13 protein-coding genes are annotated in these 23094 nt (G+C 66.2%); 11 read left to right on the top strand and 2 right to left on the bottom strand.

Features of this window, described 5'->3' with window-relative positions:
- Positions 1-178: 178 nt before the first annotated feature.
- From EV685_RS07765 to EV685_RS07740, 6 genes are all read left to right on the top strand, one after another.
- A complete protein-coding gene (locus EV685_RS07765) occupies positions 179-1345 on the top strand; it encodes a Gfo/Idh/MocA family protein (RefSeq protein WP_130481423.1) in 1167 nt (388 codons plus the stop codon).
- A 167-nt stretch (positions 1346-1512) separates the two neighbouring features.
- Complete coding sequence (locus EV685_RS07760) at positions 1513-2781, top strand: ABC transporter substrate-binding protein (RefSeq protein WP_130481422.1); 1269 nt, start codon at positions 1513-1515, stop codon at positions 2779-2781.
- A 53-nt stretch (positions 2782-2834) separates the two neighbouring features.
- A complete protein-coding gene (locus EV685_RS07755) occupies positions 2835-3830 on the top strand; it encodes a carbohydrate ABC transporter permease (protein ID WP_242615473.1) in 996 nt (331 codons plus the stop codon).
- Positions 3827-4924 carry a carbohydrate ABC transporter permease gene (locus tag EV685_RS07750; RefSeq protein ID WP_130481421.1) on the top strand — a complete coding sequence of 366 codons (1098 nt, stop codon included), beginning with the start codon at positions 3827-3829 and terminating at the stop codon, positions 4922-4924. Before EV685_RS07755 ends, EV685_RS07750 begins: the two co-directional genes overlap by 4 nt.
- Before the next feature lie 37 nt (positions 4925-4961).
- On the top strand, positions 4962-6014 hold the full coding sequence (locus EV685_RS07745; RefSeq protein ID WP_130481420.1) for an ABC transporter ATP-binding protein: 1053 nt from the start codon (positions 4962-4964) through the stop codon (positions 6012-6014).
- On the top strand, positions 6011-8173 hold the full coding sequence (locus tag EV685_RS07740) for a glycoside hydrolase family 31 protein (RefSeq protein ID WP_130481419.1): 2163 nt from the start codon (positions 6011-6013) through the stop codon (positions 8171-8173). Before EV685_RS07745 ends, EV685_RS07740 begins: the two co-directional genes overlap by 4 nt.
- Position 8174: 1 nt before the next feature.
- On the opposite strand, the gene EV685_RS07735 is transcribed toward EV685_RS07740, so the two are convergent.
- Positions 8175-9332: an LLM class flavin-dependent oxidoreductase gene (locus EV685_RS07735; RefSeq protein WP_130481418.1), complete on the bottom strand. Its 1158-nt coding sequence runs from the start codon at positions 9330-9332 to the stop codon at positions 8175-8177.
- A 102-nt stretch (positions 9333-9434) separates the two neighbouring features.
- Between EV685_RS07735 and EV685_RS07730 the strand changes: the two genes are divergently transcribed.
- The 3 genes from EV685_RS07730 to EV685_RS07720 all read left to right on the top strand — a co-directional run bounded on the left by EV685_RS07730 (position 9435) and on the right by EV685_RS07720 (position 18400).
- Positions 9435-10163: a GntR family transcriptional regulator gene (locus EV685_RS07730; protein ID WP_130481417.1), complete on the top strand. Its 729-nt coding sequence runs from the start codon at positions 9435-9437 to the stop codon at positions 10161-10163.
- A gap of 38 nt (positions 10164-10201) precedes the next feature.
- Positions 10202-11266 carry an RNA methyltransferase gene (locus EV685_RS07725; RefSeq protein WP_130481416.1) on the top strand — a complete coding sequence of 355 codons (1065 nt, stop codon included), beginning with the start codon at positions 10202-10204 and terminating at the stop codon, positions 11264-11266.
- Positions 11267-11839: 573 nt separating this feature from the next.
- Positions 11840-18400 carry a DUF642 domain-containing protein gene (locus tag EV685_RS07720; protein WP_130481415.1) on the top strand — a complete coding sequence of 2187 codons (6561 nt, stop codon included), beginning with the start codon at positions 11840-11842 and terminating at the stop codon, positions 18398-18400.
- 93 nt (positions 18401-18493) lie between these two features.
- Here the strand turns inward: EV685_RS07720 and EV685_RS07715 are convergent, their stop codons facing one another.
- Complete coding sequence (locus EV685_RS07715) at positions 18494-18964, bottom strand: hypothetical protein (RefSeq protein ID WP_130481414.1); 471 nt, start codon at positions 18962-18964, stop codon at positions 18494-18496.
- Between the two features lie 142 nt (positions 18965-19106).
- On the opposite strand from EV685_RS07715, the gene ligA reads away from it, so the two are divergent.
- Together ligA and EV685_RS07705 are read left to right on the top strand one after the other, a co-directional pair.
- The gene (gene ligA, locus EV685_RS07710) at positions 19107-21305 is read left to right on the top strand and encodes an NAD-dependent DNA ligase LigA (RefSeq protein ID WP_207224781.1); all 2199 of its coding nucleotides are present in this window, start codon (positions 19107-19109) and stop codon (positions 21303-21305) included.
- Between the two features lie 49 nt (positions 21306-21354).
- Entirely contained in the window at positions 21355-23094 is a 1740-nt protein-coding gene (locus tag EV685_RS07705; protein ID WP_130481412.1) for an ExeA family protein, read from the top strand.

Here is a 23094-nt window from a genome sequence, read left to right as displayed (position 1 = left end):
TCAGCCCGTCGGACACCCTGTGTCCGACGGGCTGATGCCAACGGCCTCCGAACCCCAACCGTGCCGACCGCTCCCGACCGCAGGGCAAGGGCCTGCCCCCCGGGAAAGACCATGGGCCGTGAGCCCGTCGCCATCGGCGAACATTCCCCGCAACCCCACAACCACCGGAGCCCGCCCGATGCATGACCCGATCCCCGTCCGCTATGGCCTGATCGGCAGCGGCATGATGGGCCAGGAGCACCTGCGCAACATCGCCCTGCTGCCGGGTGTTTCGGTGAGCCGGATCTTCGAGCCGGACGACGGCATGGCGCGGGCCAGTCTGGCGCTGGCGCCGGGGGCGCGGCGGGCGGACAGCCTCGCCGAGGTCGTGGGCGCGGACGACGTGGATTGCCTGCTGGTGGCCAGCCCGAACTTTCGCCATGCGGAGCAGCTGCGCGAGATCGCCGCGCTGCGGCCCTTGCCGGTGCTGCTGGAGAAGCCGGCCTGCACCTCGCTGGACGATGTGCGTGCGCTGGCCGCCTTGCAGCGCGGCTACCCGGCGCCCCTCTGGGTGGCGATGGAGTACCGCTACATGCCACCGGTGGCGCGGCTGATCGAGGTGGTGCATGGGCAGCAGGACCTCGGCGCGATGGTGATGCTGGCGATCCGCGAGCACCGCTTTCCCTTCCTGGTCAAGGTCGGCGACTGGAACCGATTCAATCGCTACACCGGCGGCACGCTGGTCGAGAAGTGCTGCCACTTCTTCGACCTGATGCGCCTGTTGATGCGCTGCGAGCCGGTGCGCATCTACGCCTCGGCGTCGGTGGCGCACAACCACCGCGACGAGCGCTACCCGGACGGCGTGCCCGACATCCTCGACAACGCCTTCGTGACGGTTGATTTCGCCGGCGGTCAGCGTGCCGTGCTGGACCTGTGCATGTTTGCCGAAGGCTCGCGCTACCAGGAAGAGATCTCGGCCGTTGGCCCGCGCGGCAAGGTCGAATGTTTTGTGCCCGGACCGGGCCGCTTCTGGCCACCGCAGCTCGGGACCGCGCCCTTGCCCCGACTGGTGCTGAGCCCGCGCGAGCCCAAGGGCCCGCATGAGATCGTCGTGCCGGTCGACCCAGTGGCGCTGGCCGCCGGCGACCACAACGGCTCGACGCTGGACCAGCACCAGCGCTTTGTCGCGGCGGTGCGTGGGCAGGGGCCGGTGGAGGTCAGCTTGCGTGACGGCTTGGCAGCGGTGGTCATGGGACTGGCGGCACAGGCTTCGGCACGGACCGGTCAGGCGATCGACCTGACGCATGGCGAGCACGCGCTGGCGGACCTGCTGGACGGGCCGGAGCCGGCATCTGGCCGGACCTGAAGTCCTTCATCATTCGTGTAAACCAGCGGGTCCGATCGCCGGCCGGGCACCTACATTTTTGGCGAGCCTGGCGCAGGGTTCTGGCGGCCTGCCATCGCACCGCGCCACAGACCGGTTCGAACACCGACCGAACACCGACCGAACACCGACAACACCCGGAGACATCGATGCACGCAGCACACCTCAAGACCCTCGCACTGGCCGCTGGCCTGGCGCTGACCTCGGGCCTGGCCGTGGCCGGCGAGGTCCGTGTCATGTGCTACCAGGACGGCATCGAATGCGATGTCACCAATGAACTGGCGCGCCGCTTCGAGGCCCGCACGCCGGGCACCAAGGTGATCGTCGACGTGGTGCCCTACAAGACCATCGTCGAGCAACTGCCGGTGCAGCTGGCCGCAGGGCAGGGACCGGACATTGCCCGCGTCACCGACCTGGGCGGCCTGGCCAAGTTCTACCTCGACATCTCCGCCGACCTGAAGGACCGCAAGTACTGGGACGCCAACTTCGGCGCCACCGCCGGCTGGCTGCGGCCGTCGGCCACGGACAAGGGCATCTACGGCTTCATGTCGCAGCTGACGATGACCGGGCCCTATGTCAACAAGACCCTGTTCGAGCAGGCCAAGGTGGCGCTGCCCGGCCCTAAGGCGACCTGGGATGACTGGATGGCGGCCGCCCGCAATGTCGCCCGCGCGACCGAGACCAAGGCGGCCATCGCCTGGGACCGCTCCGGCCACCGCTTCGCCGGCCCGGCCATCAGCCAGGGCGCACGCCTGTTCGACGCCCAGGGCAACCCGGTGATCGACGAGGGCTACAAGGCCACCGTGCAGAAGTTCGTCGCCTCGCACAAGGACGGCACCATGCTGCGCGAGGTCTGGGCCGGCTCGGGCGGTTCGACCTATGCCGACTCGATCGGCGAGTTCATCAACGGCAACGTGGTGATGGTGTTGTCGGGCAGTTGGCAGATCAACCGCCTGCAGCGCGATGTCGGCAACAAGTTCGACTGGGTCGCCGTGCCCAATCCCTGCGGTCCGGCCGCGTGTTCGGGCATCCCGGGTGGTGCCGCCTGGGTGGCGCTGAAGACCTCGAAGTCGCCCAAGGAGACGGCGGCCTTCCTGGAGTTCATGGCCTCGGAGGCGTCCTACCAGGAGTTCACCAGCCGCACCAGCAACATCCCCGCTCATGCCGGTCTGGCCGGCAAGGTGAGCTATCCGGCGGCGCAGCCCGCCGCCCGCGCGGCGTTGGGCGTGTTCGGCTCGGGCGTGTCCAGCCTGTCGCCGGTGGCCTACCAGTTCCAGGGCTACAAGTACAACCGGGCCATCATGCTGCCCACGGTGGCCCGGGTGACCCAGGCCATCGTCGGCGAGATGAGCGTCGACGAGGCGGTCGGCAAGATCAGCTCGGACATGCAGGACGCGATCAAGCAGGCGCAGAAGTGAGGCGCATGAACGCGCCCTTGCCGATGCCCTCGTTGCGACCCCTCTGACACGCCGTGCGTGCCCTGGCCTGGCTGGCCTCGCTGTTCTTCGACCTGTTCGAGCCGGTCTTCCGGCTCGGTCAGCGCTGGCTGGGCCTGTCGCGGCTGGGCTGGTTGTTCGTTGCGCCCAACCTGCTGGTGTTCGGGCTGTTCACCTTCCTGCCCATCCTGATCAACGGGGTGTATGCGGTGACGGGTGGCGTCAACCTGCAACCGCTGCAGCGGCCGTGGACGGGCGGCGAGAACTTCCAGATCCTGTTCGAGTGCGGCAACTACCTCGACCTGTCGACCTGCCGCAAGGACGTGTTCTGGCGCGCCATCGGCAACACGCTCAAGTTCAGCTTGCTGCAGGTCGTGCTGATGGTGCTGCTGTCGCTGGCCACCGCGCTGGTGCTCAACCGCAAGATCATCGGCCGCGGCTTCTGGCGGGGCGTGTTCTTCTATCCGGTGCTGCTCTCGCCGGTGGTCGTCGCGCTGATCTGGAAGTGGCTGCTGCAGAGCCAGGGCGTGTTCAACGCGGTGCTGGTGTCGGCCGGCATGTCCCCGGTGGGCTGGCTGACGGAAGCCGGCTGGGCCTTCTTCTGGACCGTGTTTGTGTCCATCTGGGCGCACATGGGCTTCTACACGCTGATCCTGCTGGCTGGCCTGCAGGCCATTCCGCGTGACCTCTATGAGGCCGCCGAGATGGATCGCGCCAGCCCGTGGCGCGTGCTCACCCGCATCACGCTGCCGCTGCTGACACCCAACCTGATCGTGGTGCTGGTGCTGGCGGCGATCCGCGCGGTGCAGGTCTTTGACGAGGTCTTCGTGCTGACCGGCGGCGGCCCGGGTTCGGCCACCACCTTCATCGTGCAGTTCATCTATCAGACCGGCTTTGCCGAGCAGATCCACCTGTACGGACTGGCGGCGGCAGCGTCGCTGGCGCTGGCCGCCTTCCTGATGCTGCTGACGCTCGCCCAGCTGCGCCTGACGCGGGCGGCCGAGGCCGGGCGCAAGGAGCCACGGGCATGAGCGGGGTGCAGAACGTGCGTCAGAACGCGCTGCAGAACGGGCTGCAGAACGCCCTCGGCTTCGTGCTGCGCACACGCGGCCGGCGCCGCCTGCACTGGACCGACGTGGCGACCTATGCCTACCTGATGGTCGGCCTGTTCACCTTGTTCGCGCCGGTGCTGTGGCTGGTGCTGTCTTCGTTCAAGACCGAATCGGCGATCGGCCAGTTCCCGCCGACGCTCCTGCCCTACAGCCAGAAGACCGCCCTCGTGGCCGGCCATGACCAGCCGCTGCCGCTCTACCGCGTCACCACGCCCAGTGGCGAGACCCGCGAGATGGCGCAGGTGAGCCGCATCGGCATCATGGCCACGATGGTCGACCCGGCCCGGCCGGAGGACACGCTCAAGGTCAACATCCGCCAGCGCGTGCCGGTGCAGGAACTGACCTTCGCCTGGACCAACTACAGCGACCTGTTCGGCAAGTTCACCTTCGGCACCTACCTTTGGAACAGCGTGTTCATCACGGTGGTGGCCACGCTGCTGACGCTGCTGTTCAACTCGATGGCGGCGTTTGCGCTGTCCAAGTACCGCTTCACCGGGCAGAAGGCCGTCTACCTGCTGATCATCGGCACCTTGATGATCCCGCCGACCATCATCCTGGTGCCGGTCTTTCTGGTCATCAACCAGGTCGGGCTGCTCAACAACCTGTGGGGCGTGATCCTGCCGGCGGTGGCCACGCCCACTGGCGTCTTCCTGCTGCGGCAGTACATGCTGACGATTCCCGATGAGCTGATCGAGGCCGCGCGCATGGACCACGCCAGCGAATGGCGCATCTACTGGCGCATCGTGCTGCCGCTGTCCGCACCGGCGCTGGCGGTGCTGGCGATCTTCTCGGTCATGTGGCGCTGGAACGATTTCCTGCTGCCGCTGATCGTCCTGTCGCGTAACGAGCAGTTCACGCTGCAACTCGCGCTCAATGCCTTCCAGGGCGAGCTCAACACCCAGTGGCACTACCTGCTGGCGATGACCGTCATCACGCTGTTGCCGGTGACGCTGGTGTTTGCCTTCCTGCAGCGCCACATCACCACCGGCATCGCGAGCGCCGGGGTGAAGTGAGCCCGGCGTCCCTCTCGTCTTCTCCCAGGTCTTACACGTGTCCACCCTCGAACTGCATGCCATCGCCAAGACCTTCGACGCCGTGCAGGTCCTTCACCAGGTCGACCTGGCGGTCGAGACCGGCGAGTTCGTCGTGTTTGTCGGTCCTTCGGGCTGTGGCAAGTCCACGCTGCTGCGCCTGATCGCCGGGCTGGACCTGCCCAGCGGCGGCGAGATCCGCATCGACGGCCAGCGGGTCAACGAGATCGGCGCGGCCGACCGTGGCTGCGCGATGGTGTTCCAGTCCTATGCGCTCTACCCGCACATGACGGTCTACGCCAACATGGCCTTCGGGCTGGAGAACGTGGGCACGCCGCGTGAGCAGATCGAGCAGAAGGTGCGCGCCGCCGCTGCGCTGCTGCAGCTCGATGCCCTGCTGCAGCGCAAGCCGACGCAGTTGTCGGGCGGACAGCGCCAGCGCGTGGCGATCGGCCGCGCCATCGTGCGCGACCCGAAAATCTTCCTGTTCGACGAGCCGCTGTCCAACCTTGATGCCGAGTTGCGCGTGTCGATGCGTGCCGAGCTGCGCGCGCTGCACCAGCGCCTGGGCGCGACGATGGTCTACGTCACCCACGACCAGGTCGAGGCCATGACGCTGGCCGACCGCATCGTCGTGCTTCGCGCCGGCCGCATCGAGCAGGTCGGCACGCCGCAGCAGCTCTACGACCGGCCCGACAACGTCTTCGTGGCCGGCTTCATCGGCAGCCCGCGCATGAACTTCGTGCCGGCCGCGCAGGCCCGCCAGGACCCCACGCTGCGCGATGCCTTGGCGGCCGACGCCGTCCAGGTCGGTGTGCGACCCGAACACTGGCAGCTCGTGCCACTCGGCGAAGGCCTGTCGATGACGGTCACGACCAGCGAATACCTCGGTGCCCAGCGCCTCGTGCTGGGCCGGCTGGATGACGGCAGCGTCGTGCAGCTGCTGCTTGACGGCACGCTCGCGCCGCAGGCCGGCGAGCGCCTGGGCATCCGCCCGCAGGCCGGGCGCTGGCATGCCTTCGATGCGGCCGAACGCCGGCGGGTCACGACCGTGGCGGGAGACGCCCGATGACCCCGCTGATCACGGCCGGCTGGCAGGTCCACCCGGGCGCCGAACAGGCCGATGCGATCGCCCGCCTGGTCGACGGCGGCCAGCTGCGCGTGGTCTTCCTGTCGCCGACGATGGCGCGCTTCACCTGGCTGCCGGCCGGCGGTTTCCGCGAGCCGCGCACCTGGGCGATCGCGCCCCTGCCGCTGGCCGACATGCCGGTGCAGGGCCGTGACCGCTTCAGCCTGGCCGGCTTCGATCGCCCGCCGGTGGCGTCTCAGACCGATGCCGACGGCCGGCCGGTGCTGGCCACCGGGAAGTTGTCCGTGACCTTGCACGGCGGCCTGGGTCAGCCGCTGCGTCTGGTCTGGCAGGAGCCGGCCAGCGGCCGCGTCTTCCAGTCCGACCGCACGACCAGCGCCTACCTGCATGAACGCCGCACGGGCCTTGTCCGCCATTGCCTCGAACGTGACCCACGTGACCGTTATTACGGCCTGGGCGACAAGACCGGCCCGCTCGACCTGCACGGCCGGCGTCTGCGAGGCCTGGGGCAGGACTCGATCGGTTACGACCCGGAACGCGGCGACCCGCTCTACAAGCACTGGCCCTTTGTGCTGACCCGCACGCCCGACGGCCTGTGGACGGGGCTCTACCACGACACCCTGTCGGCCTGCACCCATGACCTGGGCTGCGAGCACGACAACTACCACGGCCTGTTCCGCACCGTGGAGATCGACGACGGCGACATCGACGGCTACCTGATGGTCGGACACAGCCCGGCCGAGGTCGTGGCCCAGTTTGTCGCGCTGATCGGCGGCACGCACCAGCCGCCGCGCTGGAGCCTGGGTTACGCCCAGACCGCCATGGGCCTGGCCGATGCGCCCGATGCGCAGGCGCAGCTCGAAGGCTTCATCGACGCCTGCCAGTCGCACGGCGTGCCGATCTCGGCCTTTCACTACGGCTCGGGCTATTCGAGCCGGGGCCGGCAGCGCTACGTCTTCACCTGGAACCGCAGCAAGTTCCCCGACCCCGAGGGCATCAACGCCCGCTTCCAGGCCGCCGGCATGCGGCTGGTGGCCAACCTCAAGCCCTGCCTGCTGGACGACCACCCGGCCTATGCCGCGCTGCGCGAGGCCCATGCCTTCATCGAGGATGGCCGCAGCGGCGAGCCGGTGGTCGAACCCTATTGGGACGGCCAGGGTTCGCACCTCGACTTCACCCGGCCGCAGGCGGTGGCGTGGTGGCAGCAGCAGCTGCGCGAGCAGATCCTCGACAAGGGCATCGACGTCGGCTGGAACGACAACAACGAATACGCCATCCAGGCCGAAGAGGCCTACAGCCAGGGCGGCGACCAGCCCCTGCCGATGCATCGCAGCCGGCCGCTGCACGCGCTGCTGATGACACGCGCCACCTTCGAGGCCCAGCAGGCCTGGGCGGCCGAACAGGGCCGCGACGAGGCCGTCTACACCGTCACCCGCGCGGGCCCGCCGGGCATCCAGCGCCACGCGCAGACCTGGTCAGGCGACAACACCACCAGCTGGGCGACGCTGAAATGGAACATCCGCACCGGCCTGCAAATGAGCCTGTCCGGCCTGTTCAACATCGGCCATGACGTCGGCGGCTTCTACGGCCCCTTGCCCGGCCCGGAACTGTTCCTGCGCTGGGTGCAGGCCTGCGCGCTCAACCCACGCATGGTGATGAACTCGTGGAAGGCCGGCAACGTCAGCAACCTGCCGTGGATGCACCCGGAGGTGACGCCGCAGGTGCTGGCGGCGATCCGCTTGCGCTACCGCCTGATGCCCTACCTGTGGGCCTGTGTGACGCGCTCATGCGAGCAGCACCTGCCCATCATCCGCCCGACCTTCTTCAACTGGCCCGAGGACCCGCAGTGCCTGCAGGACTGTGACGAGTTCATGCTCGGCGAGCACCTGCTGGTCGCCCCGGTCGTCCACGAGGGCGAACGGCGCCGCCGCGTTTACCTGCCGCAGCTGCCCGACGGGCGCGACTGGATCGGCTTCCACGACCACGCACGCTTCCCGGCGGGGCAATGGCACGAGGTTGACGCGCCGCTGGACCGCCTGCCGCTGTTCGTGGTCGAAGGCGCGGAGCTGCCACTCGCGTCGCCGGTCGGGCAAGCCTTGCCCCGGCATGACGACCCAGTGAGCGAGGTGGTGCGGTACTGACTCAGCGCCGCACGCCGCTGCCCAGCGGCGTTGCCGGCACCCCTGGCGGCACGCGTCCGTAGGCGTGGGGCAGGGACACCGTCTTCAGCTGCGGCAGCACCTTGGTGCCGAAGACCTCGCACTCGTCCAGATGCGGGTAGCCCGAGAAGATGAAGGCCCGCATGCCCATGGCCATGTAGTCGTGGATGCGGCTGAGCACCTGGTCGACGCTGCCGACCAGGGCGGCGCCGCAGCCGCTGCGGGCGCGGCCCACGCCGGTCCAGAGCAGGTCCTCGACGAAGCCGTCGTCATCGGCCCGGTCGCGGTTGGCACGTTGCAGCGCGACGCCCAGGCTGCCGGCATCGAGCGCACGGGCTCGGATCGCGCGGCCCTGGTCGTCGTCCAGCCGCGAGACCAGCTCTCGGGCGTATTCCCGCGCCTCGGCCTCGGTGTCGCGCACGATCATGTGCACGCGCAGGCCGTAGTCCAGCAGCCTGCCATGCTGCTGCGCGTGGGCATGCACCTCCCGCATGCGCTGGGCCAGCAGGTCCATCGGCTCGGGCCACATCAGATAGGTGTCGCAGTGCTCGCCGCACAGGGCCAGAGCATCGGGGCTGTAGCCGCCGAAATAGAGCAGCGGTCCGCCGTTGACCTGATACGGCCGGGCCGGGTCGGTCGACAGGCCCTTGAGCTGGTAGATCTCGCCGTCGTGGTCGATGGTGTCTTGTGTCCAGGCCTGCTTGAGGATCTGCACCACCTCCCGCGAGCGGCGGTAGCGCAGCTCGCTGCTTTCCTGCTGGCCGGGGAAGTCCGAGGAGATCACGTTGAGCGTCAGCCGGCCTTGCAGCAGGTGGTCCAGCGTGGCGACGGTGCGGGCCAGCATCACCGGGTGCATCTCGCCGCAGCGGATCGCCGCCAGCAGGTTCATGCGCGAGCTCAGCGGGGCCATCGCGGCGACGAAGCTCAGCGTGTCCTGACCGACCTGGTAGGACGAGGGGCAGAGGATGTTGCGAAAGCCCAGCGCCTCGGCCCGCAGCGCGATGTCGCGGGTGTGCGCCCAGCTGCTGCGCAGGCTGCCGTCGGGCACGCCCAGGTGGCGGTAGTCGTCCGAACACAGCGGCGCGAACCAGGACACCTCGGCGCCGTCGATGTCGGCACCACGGACAGGGACGATGCTCATCGCCAGCTCCTTGAAGACATGAATCAATCGTAGAGGACTTGATCCCTGGCCGACGCCCCCGGGCGGGTAAGTCCCGAGGCCCGCCTTTGACATACTGGCCCGATGCCCAGCATCAGGAGCTCCGCCAACGCCCAGGCCTTGCCGGTCTACCGCCAGGTCGCCGAATTGCTGGCGCGGCAGATCCGCGCCGGCTACTGGCACGAGGGCGAGCGCCTGCCGCCGGAGGCCGAACTGGCCGTCACGCTCGGTGTGGCCGTGGGCACCTTGCGCAAGGCACTGGCGATGCTGGCCGAGCAGGAACTGCTCGAACGGGTGCAGGGCTCGGGCACCTATGTGAAGCGGCTGTCCCGTCGACGTCGCCAGTACGAGCTGCTGCGGCTGGAACTGCGCCACACCGGGCCGGGCCTGCCGACCGCGCAGATCCTCGACGTGTGTCGCCTGCCGCATCCGCCCGAGGTGCCGGTCTTCGGTGCGCCCGGCGATGCGGCGTGGCGGGTGCGCCGGCTGCGTCGCCTGAGTGGCGAGCCGGTGGCGCTGGAGGAGATCTGGTTCGGCGCGGCCGGCTGCCATGAGCTCAGCGCCGAAGCGCTCGGCGACTCGATGTACCTGTTCTACCAGCAGCGTTTCCAGCGCTGGATCGCCCGTGTCGAAGACCGCCTGGGTGCCGCGCCGGTGCCGACCTGGGCGGTGCCGCCCTTCGGTCTGGCTGCGGGCGCGAGCGCCGGCCACATCGAACGCATCGCCTGGACCGCCGGCAACGCGGTGGCCGAGTTCTCGCAGACCTGGTTCGACCCGCAGCGCTGCTGCTACACGTCGCGGCTCAGCCAGTGAGGCATGGACGGGCGCGCGGGTTTCCTACACTCGCCGCCATGCGCCCGACGTCCCTCATCGCCGACCTTGAACAGCCCCTGATCGACCTCGGCGCCAAGCCCGTGCATGTGCGCCGCCTGCTGCGCACCTGGCTCAACGCGCTGCCCGAGGACGCCGGACGCAGCAAGCCCGAACACTTCCTGCCGCAGGCCGTGCGCGAGGCCTTGCCCGGCTGGCGCACGATGCTCGACGGGCTGGCCCGGCTGCATTCCCAGCACCCCGGCGAGGACGGCTCGGCCCGCCTGCTGGTCGATCTGGCCGACGGCCAGCAGGTCGAAAGCGTGCTGCTGCAGCGTGACGGTCTGTGCGTGTCGACCCAGGTGGGCTGCGCGGTCGGCTGCGTGTTCTGCATGACCGGGCGCGAGGGCCTGATCCGCCAGGTCGGCAGCGCCGAGATCGTCGCCCAGGTTGCTCTCGCGCGGCGGCTGCGGCGGGTCCGCAAGGTGGTCTTCATGGGCATGGGCGAGCCGGCCCACAACCTCGACAACGTGATGGCCGCGATCGAGCTGCTGGGCACGGTGGGCGGCATCGGCCACAAGGAGCTGGTTTTCTCCACCGTTGGCGACGAGCGGGTCTTCGAGCGCCTGCCGCAAGGCCCCGTCAAGCCGGCGCTGGCGCTGTCGCTGCACACCACCAAGGCCGACCTGCGCGCCCGTCTGCTGCCGCGCGCACCCCGCTACGAACCGGCCGAACTGCTGGCCCGCGGCGAGGCCTATGCCCGCGCCACCGGCTACCCGATGCAGGTCCAGTGGACGCTGCTGCGCGGCGTCAACGACGGTGCCGACGAGCTGGACGCGCTGGTCGAGCTGATGCGCGGCAAGTACGCCGTGCTCAACATGATTCCCTACAACAGCGTGCCGGACCTGCCCTTCGAGCGCCCCGACTGGGACGAAGCCGCCGCCATCGCCCGCCACCTGCACCGTCGCGGCGTGCTGACCAAGCTGCGCCAGTCGGCCGGTCAGGACGTCGACGGCGGCTGCGGCCAGCTGCGCGCCCGGGCGGCAGGCGAGCGGCCGGTGAAGGTGTTGCGCCAGGCGGTGCCCGGCCGCATCGGTGCCCTCTGAATCTGTGCGCTCAGGGAACCCCTTTTCTGAATCCTGCGTCCTGCTTCCTGGGTGCCCAGTCGACACACGCATCGACCACGACGCGTGACCTTTCGCGCCCTCGCAGTGCCATGGCGGTCAAGTCGTCGCGCGATTCGGCCCTGCGTTTGATCTCATTCAAACGCTGAACGGCCATACCGCCTCGGTTGGCGGGTCTTTGGCGCACAAGCGCATCTGATGCGTCACCCGCATCGGCCTGAGTCCATGGCTTCAGCCAATCAGGCCCGCCGTGCGCCCAGTCGCGATATCCCCCCACAACGCCACCGTGATCTGCTTCGCCCGTCCGAGGTGCGCCCTACTTATTCTTGCTATCAAAAACCATTATTTTGAGTGGCTGCCAGTCGCTGTTGAATTCATGGAAATGAAACATAGCGGCGTGATGATTCATTTCGAGGTTCGGCGGGTTCTGGCTCGAATGGTTGATCTTCGGGTGCAGCGGTTTGATTCGCCCGTCCAAATGTCATGTCGGACTTGACCATCTGACGGGTGTGAGGCGGGTGCCTGTTGCGGCCATCCAATTGAGGGAGATACAAAATGGCATGGGTCTATTATCTTTACGGTGACGACGAGTATCTGCATTGGACTGCTGGTGACTGGACCGACATCAACTATTACGGTCGGGGCACCATTGACGTAGGGGCAAGTTGGTACCAGTCGAGCAACGTCAAGCTGTTCACGGCTGAGCATGTCAGAAGACTGAGGTTTGACTTCGATGCCTGGGGCGTCAGCGTGATTGGCACAGCAGATGACGCCTACATCAACGCAAAAGGTCTCGATTGGACGTACATCAGCCTCTGGGGCTCGAATGGCAACAGTGTCATGCATGTATCAAGTCCTGGTACCAATGACATCTGGGCGAGCCGCGGCAATGACGTCATCAACGTTTGGGTCGGCGGCCGCTGGACCGGGGTCCACCTCGATTCGGGCAATGACGAGCTGCGGATTCATTCGGGAATCAATGCCGACATCACCCTGGGGAGTGGCGACAAACTGATCGCCACGAACTACCTGGCGGGCTCTGTCAACATCTACGAAACTGCTTGGTGGAGCCAGCGGGACATCAACGTTTCGGCCTGGTATGGCTATGTCCAGGTGGGCAATGGCAACGACACGATTGGGGTGCACGGACTGTCGCAGGCGATCGTCGAAGATGCTGGGGGCAACAACACGGTTTCGCTGGGTGGCGGTGGTTATCTCAAGGCTGTTCTGGGATGGGGCAGCGTCAAGAATGGCAGCGACACGGTCCATCTTTACGCGGGATGGAATGCGGACATCGTCAAGAGCGGTGGTTCTCTGTATGTGTACAACCACTCCTATCGTGGTGGCAACACGTCCATCTGGACCAGCGATGGGCATTGGAACAACAGTCTGGACAACCTCGGGTACTACGATGCTTCGGCTTGGTCAAACAATATTGACGTGCGCGTCAACAAGCATGCGGACATCAACGCGCACGGACTGGGCTGGAACTACATCAACCTCTGGGGTTCGGACGGCAGCAGCCGCATGGACATCACTTCGCCTGGCACCAACGAGATTTGGGCGACCCGCGGCAACGATGAGATCAATGTGTGGGAAGGTGGCCGATGGACCGATGTTCATCTGGATCACGGCGACGATTGGCTGCGCATCCACTCTGGCTTGAGTGCCAAGGTATCCCTGGGCAATGGCAACAAGCGCATCAACACCAACCACTTGGCCGGTGACGTCAGCATCTACGAATGTGCATGGGGGACATCGGGTTCCCGCAACATGGACATCAGTGCCGGCAATGTCGACGTCAAGACGAGTTTCGGCGATGACACCCTCAAGGTCTTCGGAGTCTGGACCGCCAAGATTGATGATGCCGGTGGCAACAACACCATCGATGCGCGCGGCGCGGGTGTTGAAGTCAAGACCGGGCATGGCAACGACACCATTTATGTCAGTGGCGTCTCGGCCAAAGTATCCAGCGGCAATGGCAATGACAGCATCACGCTGGACGGACTGGACGCGCGGCTGAACGACGACGACGCATGGGGTAACAAGCAAGTCCTTGCGCGTGCCGGTGGTGCCTATATTTACACAGGCCATGGCCATGATGCGGTGGAGTTTTATGGTTTGGGTTCGCATATCCAGACAGGTGCAGGCAATGACAGCGTGACGGTGCGGGGTGTCGGCGCTCATGTCGACACGGGCGATGGCAACGACACAGTGGACGTGCGCACCGCTGGCGCATCGGTCAGCACCGGCAGTGGCAACGACTCCGTTTGGAGCCTTGGCGTCGGCGGGCAGAAGATTGATCTCGGCGATGGCGATGACAAGCTGGAGGCTTATGGTGGAGCCAACATCATTTATGCCGGACGCAACGGCAAGAAGTCGGTCAAGGTCGGTGGTGCCCTCAATGTCGTCCAAGTGGGACATGGCGACAGCACCGTAGAAGCCTACGGCGGCATGAATGTTGTTCTGACCGGCCACGGCAACAATGCCGTCCATGCCTATGGTGGCGGCAACTTTCTGCTCAATGGCAATGGACGTTACACAGCGGATGCCTATGGTGGCTTGAACGTCATCTTGTCCGGCCTGGGCCAAGCTGAAATCAACGCATTTGGCGGCACCAACATCGTGATGGCGGGTGACAAGGGCAACACCATACGCGCCTATGGGGTGGGCTATCTCACGGGTATTGGAAATCTGGTGATTTCTGGAGCGGGTGATGACCGCATCAAGGTGGGTGGCCTGCTGGCGGCGGTGACCACGAGTTTTGGTGATTCCAGCGACGAATTTGCTTTTGATCGCATCGTGGTGATCGGCAAGGATGCGGGCGACACCATTGGCAAGACCGCATTGAATGTTTTGAGCCTCACGCTCAATACAGCCTTCAATGCTGGAAATGTCGTCATCGCAGGCGACGGCAACAACAAGGTCAAGGCCTACGGTGGCTATAACTTTGTGCAGACTGGCTCGGGCGACGATGAGGTGTCCATGGTGGGCGCCCTCAATGCAGCAGTCGTCGGCAATGGTCGCAACCGCATCTTTGCGATCGGTGGCAACAACATAGCGGTCGCCGGCTCGGGCCATGACGAGATGCAGGCCATCGGCGGGGCCAATGTCTTCTTCGCCAATGCGGGCAACAACCGCATGACGGCCATCGGCAGCGGCAACCTTTTCATGGCCGCCGATGGCAACGACGACATGTTGGCGATGGGCGGCAGCAACATCGCCATCATGGGCGGCGGCAATAACACCGCGCTGTTGGCCGGTGGTTTTGGCAATCTGGTGCAAGGCGGTTCAGGTGATGACCGCGTGATCGCCCTGAGTCAATGGAATGTGATGATCTTGGGCGACGGCAACAACACCGTCGGCGCTTTGGGCGGCGGCGGCAACCTCGTGTGGACCGGCAGCGGCAACGACACCGTGATTTCACTGGGGCTCTACGCCGGCAATATTCTGTTGCTGGGCGACGGCAACAACTTCGCCATCTCTGGTGGACGCGCCAACATTGTGATTGCAGGCAGTGGCCGCGACAGCGTGCTGTCGGTCGGGCAGTACAACCTGGTGAGCACGGCCAACGGCATCGACAACGTGATCAGCATCGGCGAGTACAACCTGGTTCACACGGGTGGTGATGACGACCTTGCCGCTGTGATCGGGAAGATCAATTTAGTCGACACCGGCTGGGGCCATGACGTGGCCTTGGTCATCGGCAAAACCAACATCGTGTTGACCGAGGCGGGTGATGACACCGGACTGGTCATCGGACAAAACAACTATGTGTTCAGCGGCAGCGGCAACGACATGGTGGCCGTCTTTGGCCAGACCAATTACGTGCTGACTGGCAGCGGCCATGATCTGGTGGCGGTGTTCGGCAAGAAGAATTTCGTCGCCACAGACAACGAGATCGTCTTCAACGACGATGACCTGATCAAGGAGATGAAGGAGTCTGAAAAGGTCAAAGGCTGGAACGGCAAAGGAAAGGATTGGTCAGAGAAGACCGGCCTGGAAGTGTCGACGCAGGCCGAGCTCAAGCTGTCCGCCGATTTGGCGATTTATTTTCCGGACATTGAGTTTTCCACCGCGCAGTCGGCCGATTGGAAGTACCCGACACTGACCTTGCCATCCTACAGTTACCAGATCCCGTCCACGCCTGCTTTGCGTTCGGCACCGGACTATGCCTATGGAAAGCTCGGTGACTATGGCTTGCCCAGCCTGAGCTTCCCGATGCTGAGCAGCCCGCAGCTGCAACTGCCGGGGATAACCATTCCTTCCTTCAGCATTCCCAGCATTCCCGACATAGGGGTGAAGGTTGATCAACTGAAGCCGAACTTCTTCTATGATTTCAATGTCGGGTCTGACTGGTTTGGTGGGTTGTCATCGAGCTTCCAATCCTTGACGGGTCTGCCATCGTCAGCCTCCGGTTCGAGCAGCACCTTGCTTGGCGGTCGCGTGTCCTTCCAACCCAAACTCAGCGGCGATGTCGGCTTTCATGGCACAGACCTGACTGGCAAGGTGTCGGCCAGCAGTCAAGCCAACGCCAACGCGGTCGTGGCCTCAGCAGCCACCAACGCCGATGGCCAGATCAATGCCTCCACCAGTGGCGCCGCCTCTGCTTCCGGTGGTGTGTTTGGAGCGGGAAATCTGTTCAACGAACAAGGTGCCGACGGCATCAGCGGCAGTACTTCCACCGGCAACAAGGACAAATTCCTGATGGTCGATGGCTCGACAAATGGTGGCGATGCGTTCTGGAAACAGAGCGTTCCAATGGTCGCAGGCGCGGACTACACCTTCAGCTTCTGGGCCGCTTCGGGTTGCGACCCACAGCCACAGCTTCAACTGTCGCTGGATGGCGCGCCCATCGGTTCAGTGCAAACCTTGAGCCAATCCAGCGGCTGGACACAGTACAGCGTTGCCTTCAAGGCCAACAGCAGTGGCACTCAAACCCTCGCGCTGACAGATCTGACCGCCCGCGCCGACGGCAACGATTTCGGCATCGACAGCCTGCGCCTGACCAGCGCTGACAACTTCATCACCAATGGGGACTTCTCCGAGGGCACCAGCGGTTTTACCTCTGACTACGCCCTTCAAGCGCAAGCGATGGGTGCCAAGACGGCTGGCGTGGTCGACACCCCGCCGGATTGGGGCCTGGGAGTGAGTACGGGACTGGGCAATGGCCAATTGAGCACCAGCAGCACGGCAGGCAGCGTCGAATATGCATTGCCGACACTCTCGTTCGGCGACATCAAACTGCCCGATCTGCAGCTCAATGGTTTCGACTTCAGTGGCTACTCCAAGCTCTTCACCACATTGTTTTCAGGGCGCGACCTCTACGGCGCGACCTTGCCCGACTTCACCTTGCCGGAGTTCAAGGTGGACAACGTCAATCTGTCGGACTACGTGGGTGGCACGCAGGCCTTGACGATCAAGGGCATGAGTTACACCCTGCCCAGTCTCTACCTGCCCAAGATTGCCGGCATCGACTATCAATCTCGCCTACCGAGCCTCAAGACGCACTATCAATTTCATCAAGGCGATGGCGATGTGGCCGTTGTCGGTGGCGAGGACAACCGTGTCATGACCGGACATGGGGACGACCTGTCCTTGGTGATGGGCAAGACCAACGCCTTGTTCATGGGCGATGGCAACGATGCAGGCCTGATGGTGGGCGAAACGAATGCGTGGCGAGGTGGGGCTGGCAACGACTTCATCCTGGCTGCGGGCAAGGAAAACGCTGCCAAGGGCAACGAAGGCCAGGACATCCTTTTTGTCGTTGGGGCGACGAACAAGGTTGAAGGGGGATCGGGCGACGACGTGGCCGTGGTGCTTGGCAGGATCAACAGTGCCGATGGTGGCGAGGGCAAGGACCTGATGCTGATCGTTGGCCAGAAGAACAACGTCAATATGAAGCTGGACGACAGCACCGGCGACGGCAATGACACGATTCTGGTGCTGGGTCAGGAAAACAACGTCAAGGGCGGACGCGGCGACGATTGGCTGATCGCCTGTGGCGCCACCAACGCGATGGATGGCGGACAAGGCAGCGATGTTGTGGTTGCTGCGGGGTGGAAGAACGTGCTCCACGGTGACTTCGTCGGTGCGGAGAACGGTGACGACGTGCTGGTTTTCCTGGGTGGGGCCAACGAAGTTCACGGAAATGGTGGCAAGGACTTGATCCTGGGCGCGGGTCTGGCCAACCAAGTTCAGGGCAATGCCGGTGATGACATCGCGATCACCGCAGGGCTGACCCAGAACGTCGACCTGGGAGATGGCCATGACAAGGCTGTCACCTTGGGCGCGTTCAACAACGTGTCGGCGGGCGCCGGCCAGGACGTTCTCTACGTGGCAGGGGCTGGCAACAACGTGTTCGCCGGTTCCGGCAACGATGTGTTGTTCGCGCTGGGCGCCGGCAATCTCCTCTGGGGGCAGGACGGGGATGACGTCTTCCTCGCGTCAGGCGTCGGCAGCCGTCAACTGTCGGAGGCTGGCAAGTTGTCCTGCGCGTTGGGTGCCATCGACGTGGCCCTGGACATGCTCAACAAGCTGGGGAGCAGCATCGGCGACGAAGCCGTCCCAAGCTCGCTGAATGACTACCAGCGACGCGACAACACCTACACATACGCTGACGGCGCAGAGGGCTCGGACACCTTCTATTCCGGTTATCAATGCCTGCTGGCCGATGGCGGTGCCGGCAGCGATCGCTATGTCTACTTCCTGGGCGACGGGGGCATGACGGTGCGCGACAGCAGCGGAGATGCCGACACGCTGGTGATCCAGGCCGGCCATGTCCGCAGCCTGGGGGCCGACGTTGATCTGGCGGTCTCGGATCTCTACTACGACCCTGCCAACGGCTTGCTGTCGATCATCAAGGCGGGCAAGTCCTACGGCGAGATCGCCCTGGACGGATTCGGTGGCGGTTCGGACACGATCACGCTGCAAGGTGTCGGCGGCTGCAGCAGTGTCAGCCTGTCTTCACTGCCGGCCTACTCCGGGGCGGCGACGCAGACATGGTCGCCGGTCGTTCCTGGGGCGATGGCGCCCTCGTGGGGCTCGACCGACGTCAACCATCTCTATGGCTTCCTGGACAAGCAATTGGCGATCAACTCGGCGGTGCTGTCTTGAGGTCGGTGCGACCGGCCCGTTTCCTAGGCATCGGTTGTTGGGCCGAGTGTCCGGGACAGTCGTCTGTCCTGGGTACTGGCCGTGAAGGTCCGATCACAGTTGCATCGGTACCGTGAACTGCAAGCCCGCCTTCCGCTGACGTAATTTGATGGCGACCTGCGTGCCGTCTTGCAGGCGCCAGCGCAGCATCGACCCCAGGTTGCTGCGGTTCAGGCTGCGTGCCTCGGGGGCCAGGCTGGCAGTGCCCCTTTCGACCGTGATGCCGCCGTCGACCTGACGCAGCACCCGGCGCACCGGCAGCGGCAGGCGGTCCTGCAGGTCGACGTAGGCATAGAGGCGTTCATGGCCGGTTTCGGCGTGGAGCAGGGTGCCGACCTCGATGCTGCGGCGGCTGAGCGGGCCGAGGTGCAGGCGCAGGCTGACGTTCAGGTCGGTGGCGTCGGCAGATCGCTCGATGCCGCTGTCGGCCCGCGCTGCGGGGCTGGACAGCATCGCCGCACCGAGCAGCAGGGTCAGCGCGCAGCGCTGGATCGCGGGCGTGTGGAGGGCAGGGTGCTGGGCCATGCGGTTGATCCGGTCGCGGGCTGTGTTGATCGGTTTTCGGCCGCGCGCGGCGGCGGCTGGAGGGCGCGCCTGTAAACCGATGCGCATGTTCGTAAGCAGCGGTTTCCGGATCGCCCGAGGTGGCGCTGGCTAGACTTCCGGGATGCCTGAGATGACCGACCTGATCCCCCCCGCGCCGGCCCCCGATGCACCCGCCGCCGAGCACGCCGCCTGGCTGCGCGCCACCTTGGCGCAGCACGCGCACCGCTACTACGTGCTGGACGCGCCGTCCTTGCCGGACGCCGAATACGACCGCCTCTTCCAGGCCCTGCAGGCGATCGAGGCCGAACACCCCGAACTGCGCACCGCCGACTCGCCGACCCAGCGCGTGATCGGTCAGGTGCTGGACGGCCTGGCGCCGGTGCGGCATGCGGTGCCGATGTTGTCGATCGAGACCGAGACCGACACCACCGCGCAAGGTGCGCTGGCCTTCGACGAGCGGGTCCGTTCGGCCCTGAAGCTGACCGAGGCCGACCCGCCAGTGCGCTACGCCGCCGAGCTGAAGTTCGACGGCCTGGCGATCAATCTGCGTTACGAGGCCGGCGTGCTGGTGCAGGCCGCCACGCGTGGCGATGGCGAAACCGGTGAGGACGTCACCCAGAACATCCGCACCATCTCGCAAATACCTCTCAGGTTGATGTGGGCCCCCATGCTTCCCGCCGAAGGCGGGTCGCTGCCCCCCGAGGGGGCGCGTTCCGCCTTGGGGCGGCCCGGCGGCGGAACGGCCCCCACGCTTCCCGCCGTTCCCGCTGTGATCGAGATCCGGGGCGAGGTCTACATGCGCCGGGACGACTTCGAGCGGCTCAATGAGTCACAGCGCGAGAAGGGCGAGAAGACCTATGTCAACCCGCGCAACACCGCCGCTGGTGCGGTGCGGCAGCTCGATCCTGCGGTCACGGCCCAGCGGCCGCTGAGCTTCTATGCCTACGGCGTGGGTGAGGTGCAGGGCTGGGACCTGCCGCCGAGCCATGCCGGTCTGCTGGATGCGTTCGTGGCGATGGGCCTGCCGGTCTGCGCCGATCGGGTCGTGGCCGAGGGCGCGCAGGGACTGGTCGACTTCCATGCCGCGATGGGTGCCAAGCGCGACGCCCTGCCGTTCGACATCGACGGGGTGGTCTACAAGGTCGACGACCGGGCGCTGCAACAGCAACTCGGCTTCAAGACCCGCGAGCCGCGCTGGGCGGTGGCCCACAAATACCCGGCGCAGGAGCAGCTGACGCGCTTGCTGGCCATCGACATCCAGGTCGGTCGCACCGGCAAGATGACCCCGGTGGCCAAGCTGGAGCCGGTCTTCGTCGGCGGCACCACCGTCAGCAACGCGACGCTGCACAACGAGGACGAAGCCCGCCGCAAGGATGTGCGGGTGGGCGACACGGTGATCGTGCGGCGGGCCGGTGACGTCATCCCCGAGGTGGTCGGCGTGGTGCTGGAACGCCGGCCGGACGATGTCGGCGAGCCCTTCGACCTGTATGCCCGGCTGGGCGGGCGCTGTCCGGTCTGCGCCAGCCCGATCGCGCGTGAGGACGGCGAGGTCGACTGGCGCTGCACCGGCGGGCTGACCTGCCCGGCGCAGCGCAAGCAGGCGCTGCTGCACTGGGCCGGGCGACGCATGATGGACATCGAGGGCCTGGGCGACAAGGTGGTCGAGCAACTCGTCGACAGTGGCCTGATCCGCACCCTGCCCGAGCTCTACAAGCTCGGTGTGGCCAAGCTGGTCGAGCTCGAACGTTATGGCGAGAAGAGCGCGCAGAACCTGGTGGCCGCACTCGATGCCAGCAAGCGCACGACGCTCGCGCGCTTTGTCTACGCGCTGGGCATCCGACACGTCGGCGAGGCCACGGCCAAGGACCTGGCGCGCCACTTCGGTGCGATGGACAGGATCATGGACGCCACCGAGGAACAGCTGCAGGCCGTGCGCGACGTGGGCCCGGTCGTGGCCCGCAGCCTGCGTGCCTTCTTCGACCAGCCGCACCACCGCGAGGTGGTCGAACAACTGCGTGCCGCCGGCATCGTCTGGGACGAACACGACGGCAGCGCAGAGATGGATGCCTCGATGCTGCCGCTGGCCGGCAAGACGCTGGTGCTGACCGGCACCCTGCCCACGCTGGGCCGCGACGCCGCCCGCGACCTGGTCGAAGCGGCCGGCGGCAAGGTGGCGGGATCGGTGTCGAAGAAGACGAGCTACGTGATCGCCGGTGCCGAGGCCGGCAGCAAGCTCGACAAGGCCCGCGAACTCGGCATCCCGGTGCTGGACGAGGACGGCCTGCGGGCCCTGTTGGGCGGTCAGACGCCACGGGTCTGAGGCTTTCACTGCTCAGGTTTTTTCAGGACCGGCCGTTATTCTCAGGACCATGTACGCGTCCTTCTTCGGCCTCCAGCACGAACCCTTCTCGATCGCTCCGGATCCCCGCTTTCTCTACATGAGCGAGCGGCACCGCGAGGCGCTGGCGCACCTGATGTATGGCATCCGCGGCAACGGCGGCTTTGTGCTTCTGACCGGCGAGATCGGCGCGGGCAAGACCACCGTCTGCCGCGCCTTCCTGGAGCAGGTGCCGGCCGACTGCGAGGTCGCCTACATCTTCAACCCCAAGCTGACGGTGCACGAGCTGCTCAAGGCCGTGTGCGACGAGTTCGGCGTCGCCGCGCCGGCCGCCGGCACGCCGGGCGTGACGGTGCAGGACTATGTCGAGCCGCTCAACCGCCACCTGCTGGCCACCCATGCGGCCGGGCGCAAGAGCATCCTCATCATCGACGAGGCACAGAACCTCGAGCCCGAGGTGCTGGAGCAGCTGCGCCTGCTGACCAACCTCGAGACCGCCGAACGCAAGCTGCTGCAGATCATGCTGATCGGCCAGCCCGAGCTGCGCGACATGGTCGCCCGGCCCGAGCTGGAACAGCTGGCCCAGCGCATCGTGGCGCGTTGCCACCTCGGCCCGCTGAGTGCCGCAGAGACCGCCCAATACGTGTTGCACCGGATGAGGGTGGCCGGCCTGGGCGCCGCATCACCGTTCACCGCGCGTCAGCTCTTGCAGATCCACAAGCTGACCGGCGGGGTGCCGCGGCGCATCAACCTGCTGTGCGATCGCTCGCTGCTGGGAGCGTATTCGCGTGGCCAGGCGCAGGTCGACGCGCAAGGTGTGCGCAGCGCGGCCAACGAGGTCTTCGACAAGCGACGCGTGCGCATGGTGAGCGAACGGCGCGAATTCCGTCGCCAGCTGGCCTGGGGCGTGGGCATCGCGACCGTGGCGGTGGCCGTCGGTTTTGGCTTGTCGGTCTGGCATGCCGGCACCCAGGGCGGTGGCGTGGTCGGGGCGGACGCGGGGCCGGATCTGGCGCGCAGCGCGACCGACCGCGTGTCGAACCCGAACGTGGCGGTAAATCTGGCGTCGACCGCCGTGGCGGACCTGGCCGCCACCGCGCCTTCCGAGCGGCCCAGCCCAACCGCCGACAACAGCCGCGACGGCCTTGCGGCGCGACCGCTGGGTCCTTCGGACCCGATCATCGGCTGGGGTGACGAGGCCAGCGCCCTGCGCGTGCTGGCGCGGCAATGGGGCATCGACCTGCTGGCGGGCGAAGGCTGTGACGCGACCCGGCGGGTCGGCGTGGCCTGTTACCGGACCCAGGCCAGCGTGGTGCTCGCCCGCCAGCTGGATCGTCCGGCGCTGATCCGCTTGGCCGGCACGCCCACCGGTGCCGGCCAGCACGCCCTGTTGCTCGGCATCGATGGCCAGCAGGCCGTGATGGAACTGCCGCAAGGCCGTGTCAGCCTGCCGCTGGCGGGGCTCGCGGTCCATTGGCGCGGCGACTACGTGACGCTCTGGCGCTCGCCCGAAGGCCTGCTCGGACCGAACCCCACCCCAGCCGGCAAGGCCTGGCTGGACGAGACCCTGCAACGCTTGCCGGACCTCGCCGGCGTGGCTCTGGGTGCCTCGCAAGAGGCCCGTCTGCAGGCACGCCTGCAGGCCTTCCAGCTGACGCAGGGTCTGCAGCCGGACGGCAAGGTCGGTCCGGTGACGCTGATGCGCCTGAACCAGGCGGCCGGCGTGCCCGAACCGCGACTCGAACATGCCGCGACGGCAGGAGCGAACTGA

Source organism: Sphaerotilus mobilis (genome assembly GCF_004216565.1).
GTDB lineage: Bacteria > Pseudomonadota > Gammaproteobacteria > Burkholderiales > Burkholderiaceae_C > Sphaerotilus > Sphaerotilus mobilis.
This window is presented reverse-complemented; position numbering and strand designations above follow the sequence as displayed.